We start from the raw sequence: 25386 nt of genomic DNA, 5'->3' as shown, positions 1-25386 counted from the left end.
CTCACGGCGTGTTCGGGAAGGCGCGCGTCGCCGCGTCGTAGTCGTTCCACCACGACTGGAGGACCTTCATGTCCGTGGCACGCGGCTCGTCGCCGGGGCCCGCCATGTCGAGGTAGGCGTGTAGCATGGGCCGGAAGTACGGATGCGCGCAGCGGTCGATGATGTCCTGTGCGCGTCGCTTGGGCGAGCGGATGTCCATGTTGAGCGCGTAGCCCTGCTCGGTGACGACGCACTTGATGTCGTGCTCGGTGTGGTCGATGTGGCGCACGTACGGCATGACACAGCTCACCGTGCGGCCGTCCCGCAGCCGCCGCGTGGACGGCGTGTGGACGATGCTCAGGTACGCGTTGCGGAAGAAGTCACCCGAACCGCCCAGGCCATTGACGATGCGCGAGCCGTCGATGTGCGTGGAGTTGACGTGCCCGTAGATGTCCACCTCGATGGGCGTGTTCATCGCGATGACGAAGAGGCGGGAGATGATTTCGGGGCTGTTGGACAGCCACATGGGCCGCAGCACCAGCCGGTCCTTGCTGCGCTCGAACATGTCGAGGAAGCGCTGGCGGCCCTCGGAGGAGAAGGACACCGCGGTGGCGGACGCGTATTCGAACTTCGCGTCGTCCTCCACGTAGCGCAGCATTCCGTCCTGGAAGACCTCGGTCCAGAAGCGGATTTTCTGGAAGGGCGAGTCGTAGAGCTGGCCGATGATGGCGTTGGCCACGTTGCCCACGCCGGATTGAATCGGCGGGAGGCGCTTGCCCCACTCGTACTGCTTCTGGCAGCTCAGCAGGAAGTCGATGACGTGCTCGGCGATGCGCTTGGCCGTGTCGTCCGCGGCCTTGAAGGGCACCGGGTGGTCGGGCGTGCGGGACTCCACCACCGCCACCACCTTGCTCAGGTCGAACTCCACGTACGGGTTGCCAATGCGGTCCCGCACATTCACGAGCGGCAGCGGCCAGCCCACGTGCGGGTGGACGGCGGGCAGGACGATGTCGTGGAAGCCCGTGTAGTCCGGTCCGGAGGTGTTGACCTCGAGCACGATTTTCTTCGCGCGGGCCAGGGCCTCCGTGCTGATGCCCACCGACGAGGTGAGCACGACGCTGCCGTTCTTCCGGATGCGCGACACCTCGACCACGGCCACGTCGATGTCGCCGTAGAAGCCGTACATCAGGTTGCGCGCGAAGGCGGACAGGTGGACGTCCGTGAAGTCCATCTCGCCGGCGTGGATGCGGCGCCGCGAGGCGGGCGAGGACATGTAGGGACCGCGCTTGGCGATGAAGGGCGCCATGGGGCCCTCCACGTCTTCCGACAGGGACGCGCCCGACAGCAGCGTGATGCGAGACTCCGGCGCCGTCTGGGAGAAGTGCCAGGCAAGCGCCGGGAAGAACGTCTTGGGCTCACCCGACTTGGTGAAGCCGCTGATGGCCACGGTGTTGCCGTGGACGACGTGCTTCACCGCTTCTTCGACGGGGACAACCTTCGCCAGCAGCGCGGCGTTCTCGATTCGGTCCTTCAGCGTGCTCGTCGCGGTCATGGCGTCCGGGTGTAACACACCGCGTCTTTCGGTGGCGCCCGGGGATGGGTCGGGAACAGGGGGGCGGGCAGGCGTGTTGGGGCGCCCGCGATTCCGTCCCCCGGTTCGTGGCGGGATGCCGTTAGTCTCCGCCCCTTCTGTTAGCCCTTTTCGTTGGGAGACCTCCCTACATGCGTAAGCTCTTCTTCGCGGGTGCGGGCATGGCCGTGCTCGCGTCCGCCGGCTGTGCGACGACCTCGCAGGAGTCCCAGTCCATGGCCACCGCGCCCCAGACGACCGCCCCCGCCGCGCAGGCTCCGTCCAACCCGCTGCTCGCGTCGTGGGCCGGGCCGCATGGCGGCGTGCCGCCGTTCGACCAAGTGAAGGTGGAGCTGTTCAAGCCGGCGCTCGAGGCGGCGATGGACAAGACGCGCGCCGAGCTGGCGGCCATCGCCAACAACCCGGCCCCGGCCACCTTCGAGAACACGCTGGTGGCGCTGGAGGCCACGGCGAAGACGCAGGGCGAGGTGGAGACGCTCTACGGCATCTGGAGCTCGTCCATGAGCGGGCCGGAGTTCCAGGCGCTGGAGCGGGAGATGGCGCCGAAGATGGCCGCCTTCGACGACGAAATCTTCCAGAACGAGGCGCTCTTCCGCCGCATCGAGGCGGTGTACCAGTCGCCCGACAAGGCGAAGCTGACGCCCGAGCAGCAGCGGCTCGCGTGGCTGCACTACACGCGCTTCGTGCGCTCCGGCGCGAAGCTGGACGCCGCGGCGAAGCAGAAGCTGGCGGCCGTCAACCAGCGGCTCGCCTCGCTCTACACGAACTTCAGCCAGAACGTGCTCGCGGACGAGGAGGGCTACACCGTCGTCCTGGAGTCGGAGGCGGACCTCGCGGGCCTGCCGGAGTCCGTGCGCGCGGGCGCCGCCGCCGCGGCCGAGTCGCGGGGCCAGAAGGGCAAGTGGCTCATCACCAACACGCGCTCCTCCATGGAGCCGTTCCTGACGTACTCGTCGCGCCGCGACCTGCGCGAGAAGGTGTGGCGCCACTACGTCAACCGCGGTGACAACGGCGACGCGCGCGACAACAACGCCATCATTGGCGAGGTCCTCAAGCTGCGCGCCGAGCGCGCCGCGCTGCTGGGCTACAAGACGCACGCGCACTGGCGGCTGGAGAACGCCATGGCCCGCACGCCCGAGCGCGCCATGGAGCTGATGGAGGCCGTCTGGAAGCCCGCGGTCGCCCGTGTCCACGAAGAGGTCAAGGACATGCAGCGCGTGGCGGACAAGGAGGGCGCGAAAATCAAGATCGAGCCCTGGGACTACCGCTTCTACGCGGAGAAGGTCCGCAAGGCGAAGTACGACCTGGACCAGAACGAGGTGAAGCCCTACCTCCAGTTGGAGAAGCTGCGCGAGGGCATGTTCTGGGTGGCCGGCGAGCTGTTCGGCTTCTCCTTCACGCAGGTGAACGACGTGCCCGTCTTCCACCCCGACGTGCGCGTCTGGGAGGTGAAGGACCAGGCCAGTGGGCGGCACGTGGGCCTGTGGTACTTCGACCCGTACGCGCGCAAGGGCAAGCGCTCCGGCGCGTGGATGAACGCCTACCGCAGCCAGGAGCGCTTCCGGGGCGAGGTCACCACCATCGTCTCCAACAACTCCAACTTCGTGAAGGGGCAGCCCGGTGAGGCGGTGCTCATCAGTTGGGAGGACGCCTCCACGCTGTTCCACGAGTTCGGCCACGCGCTGCACGGCCTCAGCTCCAACGTGACGTACCCGTCGCTGGCGGGCACGGCGGTGGCGCGCGACTACGTGGAGTTCCCCTCGCAGCTCCTGGAGCACTGGCTGTCCACGCCCGAGGTGCTCAACACCTACGCGCTGCACTACCAGACGGGCAAGCCCATCCCGCAGGCGCTGGTGGACCGCATCGAGAAGGCCGCGACGTTCAACCAGGGCTTCGGGACGGTGGAGTACCTGTCCAGCGCGCTGGTGGACATGAAGCTGCACCTGGCGGGCGCCACGCCCATTGACGCGGACGCCTTCGAGCGCGACACGCTCAACGCGCTGGGCATGCCGAAGGAAGTCGTCATGCGCCACCGCACGCCGCAGTTCGGCCACGTGTTCGCGGGCGACGGGTACTCGGCGGGCTACTACAGCTACCTGTGGTCGGACACGCTGACGGCGGACGCCTTCGAGCGCTTCACGGAGGGCAAGGGCGCCTACGACAAGGACGTGGCCGCGCTCCTGCGCCAGCACGTCTTCTCCGTGGGCAACACCCTGGACCCGGCCGACGCGTACCGCGCCTTCCGGGGCCGTGAGGCGGGCATCCAGGCGCTGATGCGCAAGCGCGGCTTCCCCGTGCCGGGCGCGCAGCCCGCGGCGGCGAAGAAGGCCGCGAAGGCCGCGAAGTAGCGCCCGGCGGTGGGCCCGGGCTACCCCTCCAGCGGGAAGAAGTGGCTGAAGGGGCCCGGGCCCTTGCCCAGGGCCAGCGGGTGTTCCAGCGCGGCGGTGACGTAGTCCTTCGCGCGCCGCGTGGCCTCCAGCGGCGACTGTCCCAGCGCCAGGTGCGCGGCGATGGCCGCCGACAGCGTGCAGCCGGTGCCGTGGGTGTTGCGGGTGTCCACGGCGCGCAGGTGCAGCGTCTCCATCCGCGCGCCGTCGAACCAGACGTCGGTGCCGCGCAGCGCGCCCGTCATGCCGCCGCCCTTCACCAGCACGGCCTGGGGGCCCAGGCGGTGGATGCGGCGCGCGGCCTCCTGCATGTCCTCCAGCGTCTCCAGCGTCATGCCGGCGAGCAGCTCCGCCTCATGACGGTTGGGCGTGGCCACCGTGGCCAGGGGCAGCAGCAGCTCCTTGAGGGCGCCCACGGCCGCGTCGTCGATGAGGCGCGCGCCGGCGCGGGACACCATGACGGGGTCCACCACCAGCGGGCCCAGGCCCAGCGCGCGCAGGCGCTGGGCCACGGTGGTGATGATGGCCGGGTTGACGAGCATGCCCGTCTTCACGGCGCCCGCGCCGATGTCGGAGGCCACCGCGTCGATTTGCGCGGCGACGGACTCCGGGGGCAGCACGTCCACGCGGGTGACGCCCTGCGTGTTCTGCGCGGTGATGGCCGTCAGGGCGCTGGTGCCATGGACGCGGTGGAAGGCGAAGGTGCTCAGGTCGGCCTGGATGCCGGCGCCGCCGCCGCTGTCGGAGCCGGCGATGGTGAGCGCGGTGGCCACGGACTTCGAAGTCTCCATGGCCGCCATGGTGCGGGAGCGGGCGCCCCGCCGCCAGTGCTTCGAGCGCTCACGGGTCCAGGAAGGCGTGTTTCACCGCGTCCATCAGCGGGTCCCTGTGCCCGTTCTCCGGCTGGAGGAAGTGCCCCTGGCTGATGGTCCAGATGATGGCGCCGCCCAGGTTCTTCTCCCTCGCGTACGCGCCCTTCACGGAGAGCGAGCGCGGGTCCTCGTAGGAGACGTAGTTGCACAGCCCCGGGCCGTTGCCGTCGGGGAACGAGAGGTAGGGCACCTGGGCCTCGTCGTCCCAGCGGCTGGCTTCCGCCCGGTAGTAGTGCGTCATGATGTTGGTGTAGCTCATGAAGTTGTCGCTCTGGCCCTCGAACACGCCCTCGCGGCCGTCGAGCGGCGTGTGCGGCTCCGTCACGCCGCCCCAGCACGTCCCGAAGAAACCGATGCCCAGGCCCAGCCGCCCCGCGGGGACGCCCGCCTCCAGGTAGCCCTCCACGGAGTGCGAGACGGAGGTGGGGTGGAACTGGGAGTGGCCGTAGAGCGGGCTGGAGTGCCAGCTCTCCCAGCCGCCCCAGTGCCCGCTCATCTTGTAGGACATGATGTTGAGCTGGTCGACGCGCGAGGCCAGCCGCTTCATGAAGTCCGCGCGGTACCGGCTCATGGGGAAGTTGGAGTTCAGCCAGTCCACCGGCACCGTGAGGATGATGTCGGGGCGGGCCGCGCGCAGGCCGTCCAGCAGCGCCAGCAGCGGCTCGCCGTCGTCGGGCTGCATGGGCGCGCCCTCCGGGATGTCCGCGGCCAGGATGATGGGCTCCCAGTCCACGTCGATGCCGTCGTAGCCCAGCTCGTCCATGAGCTGGATGATGTTGCGGATGAAGTGCGCGCGCTGGGCCTCGGAGGCGGCGTGGATGAAGTTCTGGTGCTCGCCGAAGCCGCCCAGCATGAGCAGGGCCTTGCGTCCCTGCTGGTGCGCGCGCGCCGCCAGCGCCTTGGCCATGGAGCGCCCGTGGCTCTCGTCGATGTTGGCGTCGAAGTTCGCGTTCAGCGTGCCGTTGGGGTTCGGCTTCACGCGGCCCACCACGAGGTGCGTGAGGCCCGTCACGTCCACCGCGTCCACCGGCTGCATCCAGAGCTGGTAGCCCACGAAGTAGCCCGTCACCCATTCGGTGGGCTCGCCGCCGGCGCGGGGCTGCACCGTGTTGGCGGTGGCGACGGGGCCCTGGCCCTTCTCGTTGATGGCCGCCACGGTGATGCGGTACGGCACGCCGTTGACCAGCCCGGGGATGACGGCGCTCGCGGCCGGCGCGTCCACCGTCACCGACACATTGCCGGGCGCCGCGGTGAGCCGGTACTGGTGCAGCGGCCGGCCGCCGTAGCTGGCGGGGGCCAGCCAGCTCACGTAGGCGTGCCCGTTGCCCGGCGTGGCGCGCACGGAGCGGGGCTGGCCGGGCACGGTGGGGTTCGGAATGGACAGCCCGGGCTGCGGCGTCACCAGCTCCGTCTGCACCGAGGCCGGGCCTTCGCCGTTGATGTTCACCGCCGACACCTTGAAGGTGTACGCGAAGCCGTTGTGGAGGCCTCGCACGGTGGCCTGGAACTGCTCCGACGTGACGATGGCGCCGCCGCACGCGGGCTCACACCGCACGATGTAGTACATGAGGGGAAAGCCACCGTCCCGCGAGGGCGGCAGCCACGTCACCAGGGCCTCGGCGTCCGCGGCCTGGGCTGTCGCGGTATGCGGGGCTTCGGGGAGACCGGGACCCTCCGCCCCACCGCCCATGCACGCGGCCAGAAACCCCACCATCAGGCCGAGCCAGCGCTGCTTCCACACCGCGGATGGATTTCCCACTGCACACCCCCTGCGACGATCCGCGTCATGTACACGACTTACGCTTCGTGGTGAAGTTGGAAAATATTCACAATCCTGTAAATCGTTGAATCCGAGAAGCCGGGCCTGACCTCCAGGGCGCCCTGGGAGAAACCGCGGGGCGCCGGGCGGCATTTGCTACCGTGGTGTGTCCCTTCCTCGAGTCTTGACGATGAAACGCATCCTCCTGTCGCTGCTGGCCGTCGTCGTTGTCCTCGCGGGGGTCCTTCTCACGAAGGCGGCCCGCTTCACTTCGCGGCAGGCGCAGCCGGAGACGGCCGCGCCCTTCACCGTGGACGCTGACGCCGCGGCGGCGAGGCTGGGAGGCGCGCTGCGCTTGAAGACGCTGGCCGCGTCCGAAGGGAAGCCCGCGGAGGACGCCGCCTTCGCCGCGCTCCATGCGTACATCCAGGAGCAGTACCCCCGCATCCACCAGACGCTGAAGCGTGAGCCGGTGGGAGCGCACTCGGTGCTGTACACGTGGGCGGGCTCGGACGCGTCGCTGCGGCCAGCGATGCTGATGGGGCACCTGGACGTGGTGCCCGTGGAGCCCGGCACGGAGGCGACCTGGACGCATCCGCCGTACAGCGGGCTGGTGGCGGAGGGCTACGTCTGGGGCCGCGGCGCGCTGGACGACAAGGGCAGCGTCTTCGGCATCCTGGAGTCGGTGGAGGCGCTGCTCGCGGCGGGCTTCCAGCCCCGGCGCACGGTGCTGCTCGCCTTCGGTGGGGACGAAGAGGTGGGCGGGCACGAGGGCGCGGAGACGCTGGCCCGGCAGCTTCGCGAGCAGGGCGTGACGCTGGAGTCCGTGCTGGATGAGGGCGGGATGATTGTGTCCGGCACCGTGCCCGGCGTGGCCTCTCCCGTGGCCCTGGTGGGGGTGGCGGAGAAGGGCTTCGCCAGCGCCGAGCTCATCGTGAACGGCGAGGGCGGCCACTCGTCCATGCCGCCGCCCCAGACGGCCGTGGGGGTGCTGAGCCGCGCCATCTCCCGGCTGGAGGACTCGCCCATGCCGGCGCACCTGCGCGGTGGCAGCCGGGCGCTCTTCGAGTTCGCGGGGCCGGAGATGGGCTTCGGCATGCGGGTGCTCTTCGCCAACCTGTGGCTGTTCGAGCCGCTGGTGCTGCGCCAGCTCACCGGGAAGGCCACCACCAACGCGGCGGTGCGCACGACGACGGCGGCCACCATGTTCGAGGGCAGCGAGCGCGACAACGTCCTGCCCGCCCGCGCCCGCGCGGTGGTGAACTTCCGCATTCTTCCAGGGGACTCCGTCGAAAGCGTGCTGGAGCACGTGCGCGACGCGGTGGACGACCCTCGGGTGAAGGTCAGCACCCTGGGGTTCGTCAGCGAGCCCTCGCCGGTGTCGCGCACGGACTCCGAGGCGTGGACCCAGCTCCTGCGCAGCGTGCGCCAGGTGTTCCCCGACGTCGTCGTCGCCCCGTACCTCATGCTGGGCGCGTCCGACTCGCGTTACTTCACCGGGCTGAGCGAGAACGTCTACCGCTTCATGCCTCTGCGCCTGGACAGCGCCGACCTGTCACGGCTTCATGGCAAGGACGAGCGCGTCTCCGTGCAGGGCTACGCGGACGCCGTGCGTTTCTATGCGCAGTACGTTCGCAACGTCGCCCACTGAGGGCGCGGCGCGCTTCGGACTTTCTGCGAAAGTGGTGTTTCGGCCGCTGTTATCATGAATGCAAATGTGTGCACCGCGCGGGAAGCGCCTGGAAAGTCCGCTCCGCCTGCACATCTGTGCACCGTCTGCACCTTGTCTACGACCAATGGACATGACGCGTTGACAGCCGTGCGAAGCAATTTCAGCATTTGCTTCTATGGTGAACCCCCCTCGCGGAACACGGCTGGCGAGCGCGTTGCTCGCATCTCTTTTCTTCACGTTGGTCGCATGTAACAGCGGGGGAGGGTCGGCGAAGCCAGATGCCGGCACGGACCCGGTGCTCGACGGGTCCACGCCGGATGATGGCGGCACGACCTGTGGTGATGGCCAGCGCCAGGAAGGCGAGACCTGCGACGACGGCAACCGGGTGAGCGGTGACGGCTGCGACTCGAGCTGTCAGATCGAGGGCGGCTACCTCTGCGAGACGCCGGGCCAGCCGTGCGTGCGCCTGGTGAACTGCGGCAACGGCGTCGTCGAGGACGGCGAACAGTGCGACGACCGGAACGTCATCAGCGGTGACGGGTGCGACGGAAGCTGCCGCACCGAGCCGGGGTGGGCGTGCCCGGAGCAGGGCGGCCGGTGCCGCGCGGCGGCGTGTGGTGACGGCATCATCGCCGGTGACGAGGAGTGCGAGGACGGCAACACGGCGAACGGCGACGGCTGCAACGAGTTCTGCCGGCTCGAGGATGGCTGGAAGTGCCCGCCGGGTGAGCCGTGCAGCCGCACCACGTGCGGTGACGGCATCGTCGAGGGCACCGAGCAGTGCGACGACGGCAACACCGTGATGGGTGACGGTTGCTCGCCGCTGTGCACCAAGGAGCCGCGCTGCACCGACGGCAACTGCGAGGAGACGTGCGGTGACGGCCTCATCCTCCCCGGCAGCACCGTGGAGCAGTGCGACGACGGCAACACGCGCGCCAACGACGGCTGCAGCCCGACCTGCCAGTTGGAGGAGGGCTTCGCGTGCGTGCTCATCGAGCAGGAGCCGCCGGCGCAGGTGACCATCCCCGTCGTCTACCGTGACTTCCGCGGGTGGGACCTGCCGGCGGGCAACGGCCTGCCCCGGGGCCACGAGGACTTCCAGAACCGGAACGCGGGCCGGGAGAACGGCATCGTCGAGAATCGGCTCGATGCCAACGGCCGCCCCGTCTACGCGAAGGAAGGTCAGCAGTCGAACAACACCAGCAACCGGGCCAACTTCAACCAGTGGTACACGGAGGTCCCGAACGTCAACAAGACCGTCGTCAGCACCTTCGTGCTGAGCCGGCAGCAAAACGGCTCGTACGTGTTCGACCAGGACGCGTTCTTCCCGCTCGACCAGGAGCCCCTCTACAGCCAGGGCTGGGTGGCCGCGGGGCATGAGCGGACGCGCCGCGACCTCCTGGGTCAGCAGCGCAACTTCCACTTCACCAGCGAGGTCCGCTACTGGTTCGAGTACAAGGGCTCCGAGGTGCTGACGTTCCGCGGCGACGACGACGTGTGGGTGTTCGTCAACGGCCGGCTGGCGCTGGACCTGGGCGGCGTGCACGGCCCGGAGAACGGCACCATCAACGTGGCGAACCAGGCGACCGCGCTGGGCCTGCGGATCGGTGGCATCTACGAGGTGGTGGTGTTCCAGGCCGAGCGCCACACCGAGGGCTCCTCGTACCGCCTCACGCTCAACAACTTCCTCACGGCCCGCTCCGAGTGCTCCGCCACCTGCGGCAACGGCGTCGTGGACGAGGGTGAGGATTGCGACGATGGCTTCGCGGGGAACACGGGCGAGTATGGCCAGTGCGGCCGCAACTGCCTCTGGGGCCCGCGCTGCGGCGACGGCATCGAGCAGACTGAGTACGGCGAGGAGTGCGACGACGGCAACACCGTCAGCCGCGACGGCTGCAGCTCCACCTGCAAGCTGGAGATTGGCTGAGCCCGTTGTCCTGACGTGACAGGTGAGGCGCCGCTCCGGAGGAGGCTCTCTTCCGGAGCGGGGCTTCCCTGCGAATGAGGGAGCAGGCAGCCTCCGCCGGGCGGGCGTCTGGTATCGTCCGCGCGCCCCATGCCTTCCCGTCCGTTCATGCGCTGGCCCTGCCTCGTGTCCCTCGTGCTCGCCGCTTCGGTGGCGCAGGGGGCCGCGGCGCCGGCCTTGCCTCCGCCCGACGAAGTGATGGCGATGCTGCGCCGGGTGGACACGGCGCGCGCGCAAGGCCGCGCCAACGCGCTGGACAGCGAGCTGGAGGAGCAGGCCCGCGCGCGGCGAGCCGACTTGATGCCCCGGCTGTACCGGGCCTGGCTGACGTTCCCTTCGGACGGCTGCTGGAACGAGCTGAAGGCCATCTCCACCCTGGACCCGGACAACCCATGGCCCCGGGTGGGCATGGGGCTGGTGTACATCCGCTGGGGGCTGCTGGCGGAGGCGCGGGCCCCCATCGCCGCGGCGTTGAAGCTGAAGCCCGGCTTCGGCCCCGCGCTCTGGGCGGAGGGGTTGTTGCTCCAGGCGGAGGGCAAGCCCGCGGAGGCCGAGGTCCGGTTGCGGGAGGCGCTGGCCCAACTGGACGCGCCGCAGATTCGCACGTCCCTGGCGATGCTCCTGGCGGGCATCCCCTCGCGGGAGGCCGACGCGCGCGCGGAGCTGACGCGGACGGTGGAGGCGTGGCCGGAGCAGCCGGAGGCGCTGCGGAAGCTGGCGCAGCTCGCCCGGGCCGCCAATGACGTGCGCGCCGCGGCGACCGCGGGCGAGAAGCTGGTGGCCCTCAAGCCGAGGGACCGTGACGCGCACCGGCTCCAGGCCGACTTGTGGCTGGCCGCCTCGGAGAAGGTGAAGGCCACGCAGTCCCTGGAGCGCTACGCCGAGCTGGGCGGCGTGGAGCCCGAGCCGCTGGCGTTGCTCGCGCGGCTGTACCGGGAGCTGGCGCGCAAGGAGGACGAGGAGAAGGCCCTGGTCCGGCTCGCCGCCGCGGCGCCCACGGACCCCGAGCCGTTGCTGCGGCTGGCCGAGCTGGCCGAGGCCCGCGCGGATGCGGCGGCCGCCGAGTCGCAGCTCGTGAAGGCCTCCGAGCGCGCGCCGGCTCGCGGGGACATCCACGTGCTGCGCGCGCGGCTCGTGCTGAAGCAGTCACGGCACCAGGATGCGTTGGTCGCCTACCGCGCCGCGCTCGCGGCGTCGGAGCGGCGGGTGCCCGAGGCCGAAGCCGAGGCCGCCGAACTGGCGAGGCACTTCCGCCTGCCGTCCCAGCCCGCGCGGGGGACGCAGGAGCAAATCTACAACCGCGTGTCCATGGGGCTGGTCGCGCTCTACATGAACCGCCTCAAGGAGGCGCCAGGGCTCAAGGGCAACCTCAAGGTCCAGGTCCAGGTGGACGCCTCCGGGAAGGCCACGGGCGTGACGGTGCTCTACGACAGCCTCAACGAGGCGCTCATCACCGGCCACGCGCACTTCGCCTTCATGGACGCGCAGTACCCGCCCGGGCCCGACACGCCCGTCTTCCAGTACGTGTTCCGCCCGCCGAAGTGAGGCCCGGGCCCGGCCGTGCGTGGTGCCTCGGCCGAGCCCGCGAGCGACACGTCGCTACGGGTTGTCGATGCGCTGCTCGTACTGGGTGCCGCTACCGCCGTAGCCCTGCACCTGGTTGCGCATCCGCTCCCAGTTGGCGCGGGCCTGCTGCTCCTGGTTCTGCTGCGACTGCACCTTGCGCTGGGCCTCTTCCACCTTGCGCTGGGCGTCCGCCGTGGCGGAGGCGAAGTCGGCCTCGGACAGGTCCTTCGCGCGCACGTCCTGGTTGGACTTCAGGGCGTTGTATTCGGCCATGTTGAGCTTCGCGTCGGCCACCGCCAGCTCGTTCTCGCGCAGCTCCTTCTGGGCCTCCATCGTCTTGATGGCCTGCTCGCGGTACTTCACCTGGGCCTGGGCGGCGCCCAGGCCGGAGTCCGCGCCCTTGAGCTCGGACTGTGCCTGGCGGATGTTGTTGCTCTGGCCCGTGGCGTTGGCGGCCTTCAGCGCGGCGTCATGCGCGTCCCGGCGTGCCTTCGCCGCGTCGGAGTTGCGCTTGGCCACCTCCAGCTCGCGGCGCGAGTCATTGAGGGCCACGTCGGACCGGGTGACCGCGTCCTGCGCCATGCGCTTCTGCGTTTGCGCCTCGCGGACATCACCCAACTGGTCCTCGGGCACGCGAGCCAGCCAGGACTCGTCCACCTTCGCGGCGCGGGACGAGCTGCAACCGGTGCTCATGACCGCCAATGCCGCCCCCATCATCACACCCGCGAAAACCCGACGCTTCTTCGCCTGAAACATGCTCCGTCTCCTCTCGTGTGCGCGTGTTGCCTGCCAAGACGGTAGTCACGCGCTGCTGGGGAGGCAGACGGCAGGGAGGCGTGTCGAGACGACGCCCCACCGTGGATGGGAACGTGGGCTCGCTCTCCCGCCTGCCCTGCATGGAGGCGGGTCAGCGCTTCTCCAGGACGACGGCGTAGAACTCGATGCCCACGCCTTCCCGGTCCGCTTCGGTGATGTGCCCCGGAGGGAGCCCCAGGAATTCACTGACGGGCAGCACCCCCGTGGCGTCTCGTGCCCAGGGGCCACACAGGTCCAGGTATTCGGGCAGGGAGTAGAGCTGGAAGGACTCGCCCATCTGCCGGAACGTGTTTTCGAACTGTTCCCACTGGGGCGTGGTGAGGCCGGGTGTCTTCGTTTCGAAGGTGGTGAAGAGCTTCGAGCCCGGCGCCGCCCAGTCGTAGAGGTCACGGAAGAACTTGCGGTTCTCCTCCGCGGTCAGGAACACGGTGATGCCATTGGCGCCAAAGGCGACACGACGCTCACCCTGGAGGATGGCCTCCACATCCGTCCGGCGCAGGAAGTCTCCGGCCTTCCGGATGTCGCATTCCAGGTAGCGCGCGTTCGGCGTGTTGCCCAGCAGATGCTGGGCGGTGGTGATGGTGAGGGGATTGACGTCGCTGTAGAGCACGCGCATGTCGGGCAGCACGGCGTGGACATGGTCCCCGGTGGGCAGTCCGGACGCGAAGTCCACCCAGTGATGGAAGCCATCGGCGGACAGGCGCTGCGCGGCGGTGCGCAGGCAGGCGCGCAGCATGCGCACCCACTTCGGCGTGGCGGGCAGCAGCGAGAACATGAACTCCGCCGCTTGCCGGTCCGCTTCGAAGTGATGCGTCCCACCCAACGTGTAGTCGTAGATGCGGGCGGCGTTGGGGATGTTCGGATTGACGCCCGGGATGCGGGCGAGCGCTTCGGAATCCATGTTCCAGCTCCTTGGGGACAGCGCGTTCAGGGGTTCCACCTCAGCGATACGGTCTCCAGCATTCCGTCGGGCTGCTTGCGGATGAGGCCGACCACCAGGACGGTTCCGTCGTCCAGGACGGTGACGCGGTGGTCGGACACGGCGGCGCTCATGGGCGGTCCGGGTGTCCAGGCGCCCGTGTCCGGCGACCACAGCTCCACCGTGGACGAGGCCTCGAAGTTCTTCTGTCCGAGCCCGCCGAACGCGCCCGCCCGTCCGTCCGGAAGCGCGGCCAGCACGACGCTGGAGCGCAGGTCGGTGAGTTCTCCGGTGGGCGTCCACTGTTCACGGGCCGGGTCCCAGACCTCCGCGGTGCCCAGCAGTTGCCCTTGGTGCCACCCGCCCACGACGAGGATGCGCCCGTCGGAGAGTGTGACGCCCTGGGGCTCGTCGCGAGACGCCGTGAGCGGCTGAGACGTCCGCCAGGTGCGCGTGCCGGGCTGCCAGAGCTCCGTGTTCCGGTCGAGCGGTGGCGCGAAGTGGGTGCCCTCGATGATGGCGAAGCCGAAGCCGTTGTCCCGGCCTCCCGCGATGACGACGTGCTCGCCGCTCACGCACACGGGCCCGGGGTGGAACAGGCGCACCGTCTGCCCCGCGGGCTCCCAGGCCGAGGCGCCCGGCCGGAGCAGCTCCGCCCGGGTTCCCCGCTCCAGGTCGGTGTTGTCATGGTCGGCGCCCAGCACGAGGACGGCGCCATCCGGCAGGGCCACCGCGACGGGCCGGTCCCTCGCCGCGAGCAACGGGGGGCCTTCCCTGAAGCGCCGGGTGTCGGGCTCCCAGAAGAGTGTGCCCGGCATCTCCAGTTCGGTGTTGTTCCGCCCGCCCACGATGAGCACGTGCCCATCGGGCAGGGGCACCGCGGCGTGGCCTTGCCGGGGCAGCGGCATGGGGGCCAGCGTCTCCCAGGTGTTCGTCCCCGCGTCCCACCGCATCGCGCTGGCGACGGTCGCGGGCGTGGTGCCGCCGCCCTGCGCGCTCCAGACCTGTCCGCCCACCACGAGCGCGCCGCCGGGCACGGCCGTCAGGGTGAAGGCGTCGAGCCAGAGGCCAGGGTAGGGGATGCGCTGGACGGGCGGTGTCGAGGTCATGGCGGCATCGTATGCGGCGGACTGGCGGGCCCGCACATGGCGTGTTTCACGCCCATGCGGCTCGTGGCTCTGGACCGGGGTGGTAGAGTCCACGACACCGCATGGCCTCTCTCACCGCGTCTCGTCTGGATGTGTTTCGCGCCGCGCTCCTCGTGCTGGTGACGAGCTGCGCCACCCTGGTCCTGGAATTGGCCGCGGCCCGGCTCCTGGCGCCCTTCATTGGCGCCTCGCTCCACACGTGGACGAGCATCATCGGCGTGGTGCTCGCGGGCATCAGTCTGGGCAGCTACGCGGGGGGCCGGTTGTCGGAGCGCGGAGCGTCGTTCCGGTGGCTCGCGGGCCTCACCGCCCTGGGCGCGGTGCTGGCGCTGTTGCCATTGGGGTGGGTGGCCGTGCTGGGCGACGGCGCCGCGCTGCGCGCCATTCCCGTGTTGCCACGCACCTTCCTGCTCACCTTCCTGGGCTTCTTCCCCGTCAGCTTCGTGTTGGCCATGGTGACGCCCCTGGCGCTGCGGCTGCTGTTGCCGGACCTGGCGCGCGCCGGACGCATTGGCGGACTGCTGTACGCGCTGGGGACGCTGGGCGGGCTCGCGGGCAACTTCCTCACGGGCTTCGTGTTGGTGGCGTGGTTCCCCGTGCCCACCATCGTGCTCACCGTGGCGGGCACGTTGCTGCTGTGCGCGCTGATGGCGCTGCCCAAGGCCTCCGTCATCGCGCCGCCCGTCCCGGCAACGCCCTCGTCAGGTGACGGCGTGACGCTGGAGGCGCCGCGAGCCGGCGTGGACCTGCGCACGCGCCCCGTGCTGGCGTGTTTCGTGGTGGCCTGCGCGAGCTTCTGCACGCTCGCCATCGAGCTGGCGGCCAGCCGCATCCTGGCGCCCACCGTGGGTGTGTCGTTGCTGAGCTGGACGGGCATCATTGGCGTGGTGCTGATGGGCATGGCGCTGGGCAACTTCGTGGGCGGGCATCTCGCGGACCGCTGGCCGCGCCAGGGCGTGCTCGCGGGCTCGTTGCTGGCGGCGGCGGCGAGCTGCCTGCTGATTCCGCCCGTCCACCAGTGGCTGGTGGTGAGGGAGGCCTTCGAAGGGCTGGGGCTCCAGGGGCGCATCGTCGCGTACACGGCCGCGGTGTTCCTGGTGCCGGTGACGGCGCTGGGCACCTTGTCGCCGCAGGTGCTCCGGCTGGCGTTGTCCGACCTGGGACAGGCGGGGCGCACGGTGGGCCGGCTGTCCGCGTGGAGCACCGCGGGCGCGCTGCTCGGTTCGTTCCTCACCGGCTGGTGGCTCATCGCCGCAGTGGGCGTCTATCCGTTGGTGGTGGGGGCCAGCCTGGGCCTGGTGGCGCTGGCGGCCTTCGTGGGACAGGTGTGGCGGACGCCGCGGCTCTTCGGCGCCACCGCCGGGACGCTCGCGCTGGCGGGCGTATTCGGTTCGCTGGGGCTGTTCGCGTCACCCTGCACGGAGGAGACGGACTACTTCTGCATCAAGGTCAACCCGGTGGACTACCAGGGCCGCAAGTTGCTGGCCATGCAGTTGGACCAACTGACGCACACCCTGGTGGACTTGAAGGACCCGTCGTACCTGGGCAACGCGTACTGCTACATCCACTCGGAGGTGGTGCGGCACGTGGCCACGCGCACGGCCGAGCCCCGGATGTTGATGATTGGCGGTGGGGGCTACGTGGTGCCGCGCTGGGTGGAGACCTACGTTCCGCAGGTGCGGATGGAGGTGGTGGAGATCGACCCCGCCGTCACGCGCATCGCGTTGGAGCGCTTCGGCGTGAAGCCCGACACGCGCATCGCTTCGTTCAGCCTGGATGGGCGGCAGTACCTCCAGGAGATGGCGGAGCGGGGGGCCTACGACCTCATCATCCAGGACGCCGTCAATGACTTGTCGGTGCCCTACCATCTGGTGACGCGCGAGTACGACGAACTGGTGCGCTCGCTGCTCAAGCCGGACGGCATCTACCTGCTGACCGTCATCGACGAGATTCCCCGTGGCGCCTTCCTGCGCGCGGCCATCCGGACGGTGCAGGCGGTCTTCCCCCACGTGGAGGTGCTCCACGATGCCCGCGGCGGCTCGAAGGGGCAGGGCGTCTACATCGTCGCGGGCTCGCGGCAGCCCATGGAGTTGGAGCGCCTGCCGGAGCTGTTGAAGGGCATGGGCATCGAACGGCCCCGCACGGGCCGGGTGCCCCGCGCGGAAATCGACGCATACCTGTCGGCGGGCCCCGCGTTGGTGCTGACGGATGACTTCGCCCCGGTGGACAACCTGCTCGCGGAGCTGTTCCTCCTCCGGGAGCAGGTCGCGCCGTAGCTCAGGCCTTCACCGCTTCGATGATGCTGGAGCCGCTCCGCGTCGGGAGGATGCGCTCCACCTTCCACCCCGTGGCGCCGAGCAGCGCGTGGAACTCGTCCCGGGTGCGCTCGCGGCCATCCGCGAGCACCAGCATGTTGAGGTCCAGCAGGTGGGAGGGGTCGGGGTTCCGGTTGTCGGGAATCACCATCTCCAGCACGTAGAGCCGCGCCCCGGCCGGCGCCGCCGCGTGGAGCTGGCGCAGGATGGTGGTGGAGGCCGCGTCATCCCAGTCGTGGAGGATGTGCTTGAGCAGGTACGCCTCGGCGGCCGGCACCTGGGGCTCGAAGAAGCTGCCTGCCACCACGTCCACGCGGCCGGAGAGGCCCTGGGCCTCCAACTGCGCCTTCGCGCCCTCCACGACGTGCGGCAGGTCGAAGAGGATGCCCCGGCACGACGGCTGGGCGCGGAGCACGTGCGAGAGCAGCATGCCGTGGCTGCCGCCAATGTCCGCCACCCGGGCGAAGGACGAGAAGTCGATGAGCTGCGGCAGCTCCCCGGCGGCCAGCGCGGACAGGTTGCCCATGGCCTGGGCGAAGTGCGTCGCCTCTTCGGGATGCCGGGCGAAGTGCTCCCAGATGTCGCCCCCCAGGGCCGTCTTCGTCGTCGACTTCCCGGTGCGAATCGCCTCCGGCAGGTACCCCCAGGGCCGCCAGTGGGACGCGTCGCTCTGGATGATGGCCGCCTCCCGCAGCGAGCCCGGGACGCCCGCGCGCAGCCCTTCCCCCATGGGCGTGAGCGCGAAGGTCCGGTCCGCGATGGAATGGAAGAGGCCGGCGGTGATGCCGCCCCGCATCAGGCGGAACAAGGCGTCCGGATGGACGCCGAGTTCGGCCGCCAGCGAATCACTGTCACGGGCGCCGACCGCGAGCAGGTCCGCGATGCCCAGACGGGCCACGGTGCCGATGACTTGCGTGGTCCAATAGCCAGCGATGCGCTCGTAGAGCTGCTGCGTGGGAGAGGGATTCTCCTCGGACATGATTTTCATGTCCCGGAGTCTATCCCTGTTCAATGGTTGCCATCACCGCGCGTGAAGCGTTGCAAGCGGTGCGTTGGGCCGCCCCGGAGGGGTCGGGGCGGCACCACCCCAGGGTTACTTGCCCTTGGAATAGTCGCGGCTGGCGATGACACCCTGGACCTCGGCGAGCGCGCGGGCGCCGGAGGCGGACTCGAGCGCCTTCTCCGCGATGGCCTGGACCTGGCGCTTGGCCTCGGCCAGCTCCGTCTGGAGCGTCTGGAGGGACTGGGCCTGCTTGGTGGCCGTCTCCTTGAGCGAGGAAATCTCCATGGCGGCGACGCGCTGCGCCGTCTCCGCGTCCTTGGTGGCCAGGGTGAGCTTCAGCTCCCACTCCGACTTCACCCGGTTGCCGGTGATGGACGCTGCGGTGTCCGTCTCCTTCTTCAGCACCAGCGGGAAGTCCGCCACCTGCTTGCGCAGGTCCTCCAGCTCCTTCTCTCGCAGCTTGAGGGCCTCGTCCCGCGCGGCCCACTCCTTCTCCAGCTTCTCCTTGCGGTCTCGCTCGGCGGCGGCCTGCACGCGCAGCGTTTCGGCGAAGGCGTCCTGCTCCTTCTTGCGCTGCTGCTGGGTGTCATAGGCATACGCCTCCTCGTCGCGCTTGCGGGCCAGCGCGGTGGCCTGCTCCTCGGCGGACTGGTCCGCGTCCGCCTTCTCGCGGGTGTCGGCGATGTCCTTGCGCAGCCGCTCCATCTCCGCCTCGAGCTCCGCCTTGCGCTTGTCGTACTCGGCCACGAGCACGTCGATGGCGCTGGCGGCCACGTCCTTGCCATGCAGCCCGTTGAGCTCCTCCGTCTTGAGGTGGATGGCCTCGTCGAGCTGCTTGAGCTCCTCCACCAGGGAGATGACCTGCTCGTTGATGCCGGCCAGCGTCTTGTTGATGGTGAGGCCCGCCTCGGTGACCTTCTTCACCGCGGATTCGGCGGTGAGGGAGGCCACGTCCGCGAGGACGTTCCGGGCGTGGACGTCCTGGGCGTCCTGCTCCTTGGTGGAGACGATGGGCTTGTTGCGGGCCTTGCGCGCCAGCTCGTCGAAGGCGGCCTTGGTGGCCTCGGTGGAGCGGTTGCGGGCGACGACGTTGCGCTTGGACGTCTTGCGAGTAGCCATGTGACTCTCCAGGTAGGGCACGGCCAGGGCAGGCCCGGAAGCCTGCGAGGGACGTGTGGGTTTCGTGGAATCGCTGGCGCCCTTTCCGGGCGACCATGAGCAAAAGATACCTGGGGGGTCTGACACGGTTGGCCGGGTTTCAGGCAGCCGAAAACGATGTTTGGAGCCCCAGCGGCAACGCTGGGGGCCACACCGCCCTTGTCCTCGGGGCCGGGGCCCGGCTAACTCGCGGTCCCGGAATCGGCTCATAGGGAGAGCGTCAATGCAGGTCGTCAGTGTGAAGAAGGCCCTCGCGGGAGGGGTGGAGGAGGGGACGAAGGTGGAGGTCCGCGGTTGGGTGCGCACGCGCCGCGACTCCAAGGCGGGCATCAGCTTCGTCAACGTCAGCGACGGGTCGACCTTCGACCCCATCCAGGTGGTGGCCCCCAACGCGCTGCCCAACTACGAGAAGGAAATCCTGCACCTCACCGCGGGCTGCTCGGTCATCTGCCGGGGCACGCTGGTGAAGTCCCAGGGCAAGGGGCAGGCCTTCGAGGTCCAGGCGGACGAGGTCCAGGTGCTGGGCTTCGTGGACGACCCGGACACGTACCCCATCCAGCCCAAGCAGCACACGCTCGAGTTCCTCCGCGACGTGGCGCACCTGCGCGTGCGCACCAACACGTTCAGCGCGGTGACGCGCGTGCGCCACCGCGCGGCCATGGCGGTGCACCGCTTCTTCGACGAGGAGGGCTTCTTCTGGGTGAACACGCCCATCATCACCGCGAGCGACGCGGAGGGCGCCGGGCAGATGTTCCGCGTCTCCACGCTGGACGCGGTGAACCCGCCCCGCACGCCGGAAGGCAAGATTGACTGGCACAAGGACTTCTTCGGCAAGGAGGCCTACCTGACGGTCTCCGGCCAGCTCAACGTGGAGGCCTACGCCCTGGCGATGTCCAAGGTGTACACGTTCGGCCCCACCTTCCGAGCGGAGAACTCGAACACCACGCGGCATCTGGCCGAGTTCTGGATGATCGAGCCGGAGATTGCCTTCGCGGACCTCAACGAGGACGCGAACCTGGCCGAGCGCTTCCTCAAGTATGTCTTCAAGGCGGTGCTGGACGACTGCGCGCCGGACCTGAAGTTCTTCGAGGAGCGCGTGCAGAAGGGCGTCACCGAGCGCATGGAGAAGTTCATCAACTCCAGCTTCGAGCGCATCGACTACACGGACGCGATTGAAATCCTGAAGAAGGCCAAGAAGAAGTTCGAGTACGCGCCGGAGTGGGGCAAGGACCTCCAGACGGAGCACGAGCGCTACCTCACCGAGGAGCACGTGGGCCGGCCCGTGGTGGTGATGAACTACCCGGAGGCCATCAAGTCCTTCTACATGCGCATCAACGACGACGGCAGGACGGTCGCCGCCATGGACGTGCTCGCCCCGGGCATCGGCGAAATCATCGGCGGCAGCCAGCGCGAGGAGCGCCTGGACGTGCTGGACCAGCGCATCCAGAAGTTCGGCCTCAAGCCGGAGTCGTACCAGTGGTACCGGGACCTGCGCCGCTACGGCTCCGTGCCGCACGCCGGCTTCGGGCTCGGCTTCGAGCGGCTCATCGTCTACATCTGCGGTCTGCAGAACATCCGTGACGCGATTCCGTACCCGCGCGTCCCGGGCTCGGCGGCGTTCTAGTTCGCGCTCCGGGTGCAACGCCGGTGTCTCCTCCGCGGTGGAGGAGACACCGGGCGTCCGTCACGGGAGCTGCGTCTCCAGCGCGCCCCAGCGGGTGCGAATCCACTGGCGCACGTATTCGACTTCCTCCTCGTAGGCGTTGAAGTCCTGGCGCGTGTGCCAGTTGGGGAAGTTGCCGTGGCCGCCCCACGGGTCGTCCGGGTTTCCGAAGTCGCGGTGCCGCTGGCCCCACTTCGCCCAGTCGCGTCGCGCGGAGGGCGCCGTCTCCTGGACGTAGCCGTCGATGAGGGCCAGCACCTCCTCCACCTTCAGCGTGTCACGCAGCAGCGCCCGGTAGCGCTCGCGCATGGGCCCGGCGAGGGTGGGGTCCGCCAGCATCTTCTCGAAGAGCAGGTTGTCCTCCCGGAAGGTGGGCCGCGCCGTGGGCGAGGTGCGCGTCGTGTCGTAGGACTGGCCGAAGGTCGCGTCCATGTCCCAGGGGATGTAGCGCCAGGGGCCGCCGGTGGCCGGGTCGTACGCGTGGAAGGCGTTCTTCGCCGCCGAGTCCACGCCCAGGATGAGCGTGTTGAAGATCCACCAGTCCTGGTAGTCCTGGACGTTCATCCGCTGCGGGAAGCCCTCGCGGAAGGCCGCTGTGTCCGAGTCCGCGACGAACGCGGTGAGCGCCTCGAGGGGCGCGAACGCGCCGGGCCGGCCCTCCTCGGGAGTGCCCTCGGCCTTCTCGAAGCCCTCGTGGAGGGTCTCCTTGGGCGTGCCGTCCTTGCGGAGTCGGGAGAAGTTGGCTCGGTTGTCATCGGCCTTGAAGAGGTCGCTGTCCTTGTCGATGCCGTTGGCGCCCATGGTGCGCTTGCTGACGTGGTCCGACACCGTGAAGAGGCCCACGTACTTGTTGTTCATGTAGAGCACGGCGCTGTACGTGCGGATGTGAAAGTGAGCTGGGCTCATCTTGCTCCACACGTCGAAGGCGAGCCGCGAGCGCAGGTACGCGTTGTCGTTGAACGTGGTGATGAGCACCACGCGCTTGCGGTCCTCGAAGCCGTTGCCGAAGACGGGCTCGGAGAACAGGTCCTCGTCCGCGAACTTCAGCGTCATGCTGCGCTTGGGGAACACGCTGGACGTGGCGCCCCGGTACTTCGCCTCCAGGTCGAAGCGCTTGCCCCGGTAGACGAGCTGCACGGGCCGGTAGCCGCCGGCCGTGAGGCTGCCCTCGAAGGAGAGGTGGAACACGGGCAGGCCGTACTCCTCCGTGTACGCGGCCGAATCGGTGATGGGGACGTTGCCCGGGGCGGACTCGTTGTCCGCCACGCCCACCTTGAGCGTGCCCGTCTCGCCGGTGGTCTCCTCGCGCAGCGTGAGGTTCCACACGGCGGCCTGGTCCTTGCCGGGCGTCCAGCTCAGGGCGCCGGTGGCCGCGTCGAACTGGGCGCCAGGGGGCAGGTTGTCCACCACGAAGCGGAGCCCCGCGGCCGTGTGGCCGGTGCCGCACGTCACGGTGGCGGAGACAGGCTCACCTTCGAGCACCCAGCGCGCCTCGCCCGCGGTGGGAGCGCACACGGCGTTGGGCTCGGGCGGCGGTCCGCCGTCTGGCGTTCCGGGAGCGGGCCCCCCGTCGGGGGGGCCGCCGTCGTCCGCGCCGCCAGGCGGTGGGCCCGCGTCGGGGCTCCCTCCGGTGTCGGGAGGCTCGTTGTCCGGGCCCAGGGCGGACGGGCCGCTGGAGCCGCCCGCGCACGCCACCACCAGCCCGGCGACTCCCGCCAGGAACATCCTCGAAAAGCGATTCCCGCCCACCGATGCCCTCCCCCTCGAACGCTCCACCTGGACTGACAGGAGTAACCATCCCGTGACAGGCGGGGGAGCCCCTGGGGGCACATCGGGTGTCGGCTCGTGGACGCTGGTGGGCGAGGTGGGAACACGTGCCCGAAGCGCGGCGGCGCTGGTTCCGGTGCGGCGTGCCCGTTGAGTTCGCGCACGCACCGCAGGGGCCCCACATCGCGGACGTGGCAATGGCGCGCTTGGGCGCGCAATGGGGCGGCTCTCGCAGGCGCGTCCCTCGCGGACGTGATGGAACCGTGATGAAACCGTGAGGCTGTGCACGCTGTCCATGTGACGTGATCGCACTGCTCCTGGTGGGCCCCCCATTCAGGCGGGGCATTCCCAGCCCGGTGCCGGAGCGGTTCATCATGCAGCGTGGCGTGTGGGTGTCCCTGCTTGCAGGGGTGTTGCTGTCGTTGTCCAGGGCCGAGGCGGCCTCGCCGTTGCCCTCTGTGGACCTGGGGGTCCGCGAATTGGACGTATGGAGCGTGTCGCTGACCAGCCGACGCACGGATGCGGACTGGTGGGCCTTGGCCCGCATGAACTCGGACTTCGAGAAGGGGCTCTTGCGCAGTCCCCTCCGAGTGTTTCGGAGCGCGGATGCCGGCCGTTCGTGGCACGCGGATGTGGAGGCGACAGCCGCCGTTGAAAACGCGCTCGAGCCGCCAGGCGAGCCGCAGGAGCCTTCGTCCAGCGCAACCATCGACTTCCTTGTTTGGTACACGCCTGAGATTGGCCTCATGGCGGGCTCCATCGGCGCGAATGTGCTGCGGACGACCGACGGTGGCCTGACTTGGAATCACGTGGCGTTGCCACTGGCGGATGCGCTCTGGGTCTATGATTTGGAGCGGGCCGCTGGGCGTACTTGGATTTGTGGTTCGTCCAGAAACATCTTCCGCAGCGATGACGCCGGGGCGACCTGGATCGAGCTTCGTGAGACGCCCTTCAGCTCAAATGACCGCTGCGTGGACATGTCCTTCCAGGACGCGGAGCGCGGGTGGGCCGCTGGCGTGAAAGGCTTCTTGTGGGCGACGGAGGATGGAGGGACCACGTGGCGACGTTTGGAGCCTTCCGGGCAAATGCCTGAGAAGCCGCGCTCTAGAGAACGTGTCGCGGTGATGGGGGATGACACCGTGGTGCGGGTCAACCGCGGCCTCCTGAGCACGTACGTCTCCGAGCGGCTCGTGCGAACGTCTCCCCTGACCACGGCGGGTTCGGGCGTGCTCGTGCCGCTCGACGGCCTGGGCCCCCGTCGTCAGGACACGGGGTTCGGTTGGAAGCGGGACTCGTGGTTCGGTTGGAAGGAGGGCCAGATCGTTCTGTCCCATGACCAGGGCCTGAGCTGGTTCGTCGTCGGCCGCGTCCCAGAAGCGCCCCTGCGTACCTTGGCCATCACGAAGGACGGCAAGCTCTTTGCCCAGACGCAGGCGGAGAAGCTGTTCGTTTCCATGGACAGAGGCCGCACCTGGAAGCGGAGCACTGCCTGGCTGGATGCTTATGACTTCGCGGTGGCTACCGGCGCTTCGCCAGAGGGACTGGAGTCTCCGCTCCATTGCTTGCTGACGACGCCCGAGGCCGCGGTGAAGGTGCGGTTTGACATCATGGGCTGCTTCGGTGGCACCGAAAGCCAGTTGGAACTGGACCTTTCGAAGAACCACGTGCTGCTCTCTGGACACTCCGACGCTGGCGAGAAGGCGCTCAAGGTCCGTTCTCGAAAGCTGCCCCGTGACGAGGGACTGAGGATTCTTCGTGCGCTGGTGAATGCCGCCACGCAGCAAGAGACGCCGCCTGGTTGCTACTCCACGATCCAGTACAAAACCGTTATTGAGTGGTCCTGCTCGCCGAAGGAGTCGTGGCGGCGGACCGTCGCGTTCGATGCCTCCGACTGTGGACAGATCGCCCGGGTAGACTTGGCCGGTGGCGCGACCCCCCTCAGCTACGCTCGGTCACTCGGCGTGTACAAAGTTGCGTCCCACGCACTGGAAGGTGCTGCTCGGTAGCAAGGCCCTCGTGGCGCCTCGTCGTCGAGGCGCTTGGACTGGCGCCTAGCTGGCCTTGAGGCGCCCGGTGTCCTCGGCGTGCTTCGCGAGCGCCTCGGCGATCTGCTCCGCCTTCCACAGCGGGTCCAGGCAGGGGCAGAAGTAGCCGGGGCCCGCCTTCTCGCGCACGGCCCATTCGAAGAAGCCGCGCGCGGTGTCGTGCAGCTCCTCGGGCAGGAAGAGGGCGGCGACGTCGTACTCGGTGAAGCGCAGCATGCCCGGCACGCGCCACTCGCGCTCCCAGTCGAAGCGGTAGCTGTAGGGCGCGTTGTGGTGGTCACCCTGGATGTCTACGAAGGGCGTCATGGACCAGAGCGGCTCCTGGTGAGGCGACGGCGACGCGAGCGCGCGCTCCACCTGGTGCTTGAGCGCGACATGCGCGGGCGACGCGTATTGGACGTACCAGACGGGTCCGCCGCCCTGCGAGAGGATGTAGCTCTTGCTGAACCCAATGCCATACAGGCTGCGGCGCTGGACCAGCCGGGCGAGCTGGTCGATGGGAATCTCGCTGAAGCACACCGACCGGTGGCGCTCGGCGACAGCGCGCTCGCGGCGGGCGATGCCAAAGCCCTCGGCACCTGGGATGAGCGACCGGCTGCCCAGGATGCTCATCATGTTCTGGTAGGAGTCTTGATAGGGCGGTCCCGGCTTCGTGAAGTGGACCACGAAGTCAGACATGTCGCGCCACTGAGGGTTCGTCTGGTAGCCGAGCATCATCCCTACTCCGTGACGCAATGTCCCGGACGGGGCAGGGTGATGC

17 protein-coding genes are annotated in these 25386 nt (G+C 69.3%); 7 read left to right on the top strand and 10 right to left on the bottom strand.

The features are described 5' to 3' along the window. Position 1: 1 nt before the first annotated feature. Positions 2-1531 (bottom strand): acetyl-CoA hydrolase/transferase C-terminal domain-containing protein, encoded by a 1530-nt coding sequence (locus tag A176_RS23000; protein ID WP_002637234.1) that lies wholly within the window; start codon positions 1529-1531, stop codon positions 2-4. 170 nt (positions 1532-1701) lie between these two features. Between A176_RS23000 and A176_RS22995 the strand changes: the two genes are divergently transcribed. After that, positions 1702-3918, top strand: a complete 2217-nt coding sequence (locus A176_RS22995; RefSeq protein ID WP_002637233.1) for a M3 family metallopeptidase — start codon at positions 1702-1704, stop codon at positions 3916-3918. A 20-nt stretch (positions 3919-3938) separates the two neighbouring features. On the opposite strand, the gene thiD is transcribed toward A176_RS22995, so the two are convergent. Beyond that, positions 3939-4757 (bottom strand): bifunctional hydroxymethylpyrimidine kinase/phosphomethylpyrimidine kinase, encoded by an 819-nt coding sequence (gene thiD / locus A176_RS22990; RefSeq protein WP_002637232.1) that lies wholly within the window; start codon positions 4755-4757, stop codon positions 3939-3941. Between the two features lie 40 nt (positions 4758-4797). Next, complete coding sequence (locus tag A176_RS22985) at positions 4798-6588, bottom strand: glycosyl hydrolase family 18 protein (RefSeq protein ID WP_144429585.1); 1791 nt, start codon at positions 6586-6588, stop codon at positions 4798-4800. 190 nt (positions 6589-6778) lie between these two features. Between A176_RS22985 and A176_RS22980 the strand changes: the two genes are divergently transcribed. From A176_RS22980 to A176_RS22970, 3 genes are all read left to right on the top strand, one after another. Next, a complete protein-coding gene (locus A176_RS22980; protein ID WP_002637230.1) occupies positions 6779-8239 on the top strand; it encodes a M20 family peptidase in 1461 nt (486 codons plus the stop codon). A 196-nt stretch (positions 8240-8435) separates the two neighbouring features. Then, positions 8436-10187 (top strand): DUF4215 domain-containing protein, encoded by a 1752-nt coding sequence (locus A176_RS22975; protein WP_002637229.1) that lies wholly within the window; start codon positions 8436-8438, stop codon positions 10185-10187. Positions 10188-10316: 129 nt separating this feature from the next. After that, positions 10317-11771 carry a hypothetical protein gene (locus A176_RS22970; RefSeq protein ID WP_002637228.1) on the top strand — a complete coding sequence of 485 codons (1455 nt, stop codon included), beginning with the start codon at positions 10317-10319 and terminating at the stop codon, positions 11769-11771. 54 nt (positions 11772-11825) lie between these two features. Here A176_RS22970 and A176_RS22965 read toward each other — a convergent pair whose 3' ends face one another. From A176_RS22965 to A176_RS22955, 3 genes are all read right to left on the bottom strand, one after another. Beyond that, on the bottom strand, positions 11826-12548 hold the full coding sequence (locus A176_RS22965) for a hypothetical protein (RefSeq protein ID WP_002637227.1): 723 nt from the start codon (positions 12546-12548) through the stop codon (positions 11826-11828). A gap of 151 nt (positions 12549-12699) precedes the next feature. Then, the gene (locus tag A176_RS22960) at positions 12700-13509 is read right to left on the bottom strand and encodes an SAM-dependent methyltransferase (RefSeq protein WP_002637226.1); all 810 of its coding nucleotides are present in this window, start codon (positions 13507-13509) and stop codon (positions 12700-12702) included. 26 nt (positions 13510-13535) lie between these two features. Further along, positions 13536-14636 carry a Kelch repeat-containing protein gene (locus A176_RS22955; protein WP_002637225.1) on the bottom strand — a complete coding sequence of 367 codons (1101 nt, stop codon included), beginning with the start codon at positions 14634-14636 and terminating at the stop codon, positions 13536-13538. Between the two features lie 101 nt (positions 14637-14737). Here A176_RS22955 and A176_RS22950 point away from each other — a divergent pair, with 101 nt between their 5' ends. Beyond that, positions 14738-16951: a fused MFS/spermidine synthase gene (locus A176_RS22950; protein ID WP_002637224.1), complete on the top strand. Its 2214-nt coding sequence runs from the start codon at positions 14738-14740 to the stop codon at positions 16949-16951. 1 nt (position 16952) lies between these two features. Here A176_RS22950 and A176_RS22945 read toward each other — a convergent pair whose 3' ends face one another. Beyond that, positions 16953-17978, bottom strand: a complete 1026-nt coding sequence (locus A176_RS22945) for a methyltransferase (protein ID WP_002637223.1) — start codon at positions 17976-17978, stop codon at positions 16953-16955. A gap of 105 nt (positions 17979-18083) precedes the next feature. Further along, positions 18084-19112 (bottom strand): coiled-coil domain-containing protein, encoded by a 1029-nt coding sequence (locus A176_RS22940; RefSeq protein ID WP_002637222.1) that lies wholly within the window; start codon positions 19110-19112, stop codon positions 18084-18086. A gap of 262 nt (positions 19113-19374) precedes the next feature. On the opposite strand from A176_RS22940, the gene asnS reads away from it, so the two are divergent. Further along, complete coding sequence (gene asnS, locus A176_RS22935) at positions 19375-20775, top strand: asparagine--tRNA ligase (RefSeq protein ID WP_002637221.1); 1401 nt, start codon at positions 19375-19377, stop codon at positions 20773-20775. Between the two features lie 60 nt (positions 20776-20835). On the opposite strand, the gene A176_RS22930 is transcribed toward asnS, so the two are convergent. Then, positions 20836-22539, bottom strand: a complete 1704-nt coding sequence (locus tag A176_RS22930) for a CotH kinase family protein (protein ID WP_002637220.1) — start codon at positions 22537-22539, stop codon at positions 20836-20838. A 416-nt stretch (positions 22540-22955) separates the two neighbouring features. Between A176_RS22930 and A176_RS22925 the strand changes: the two genes are divergently transcribed. Beyond that, positions 22956-24587 carry a YCF48-related protein gene (locus A176_RS22925; protein ID WP_002637219.1) on the top strand — a complete coding sequence of 544 codons (1632 nt, stop codon included), beginning with the start codon at positions 22956-22958 and terminating at the stop codon, positions 24585-24587. A 45-nt stretch (positions 24588-24632) separates the two neighbouring features. On the opposite strand, the gene A176_RS22920 is transcribed toward A176_RS22925, so the two are convergent. Next, positions 24633-25343 carry an abortive infection system antitoxin AbiGi family protein gene (locus tag A176_RS22920; RefSeq protein ID WP_002637218.1) on the bottom strand — a complete coding sequence of 237 codons (711 nt, stop codon included), beginning with the start codon at positions 25341-25343 and terminating at the stop codon, positions 24633-24635. Positions 25344-25386 lie beyond the last annotated feature (43 nt).

This window comes from Myxococcus hansupus (assembly GCF_000280925.3).
Classification (GTDB): Bacteria; Myxococcota; Myxococcia; order Myxococcales; family Myxococcaceae; genus Myxococcus; species Myxococcus hansupus.
Note: the sequence above shows the minus strand (reverse complement) of the source record. Positions and strands in the feature narration are given on the sequence as shown.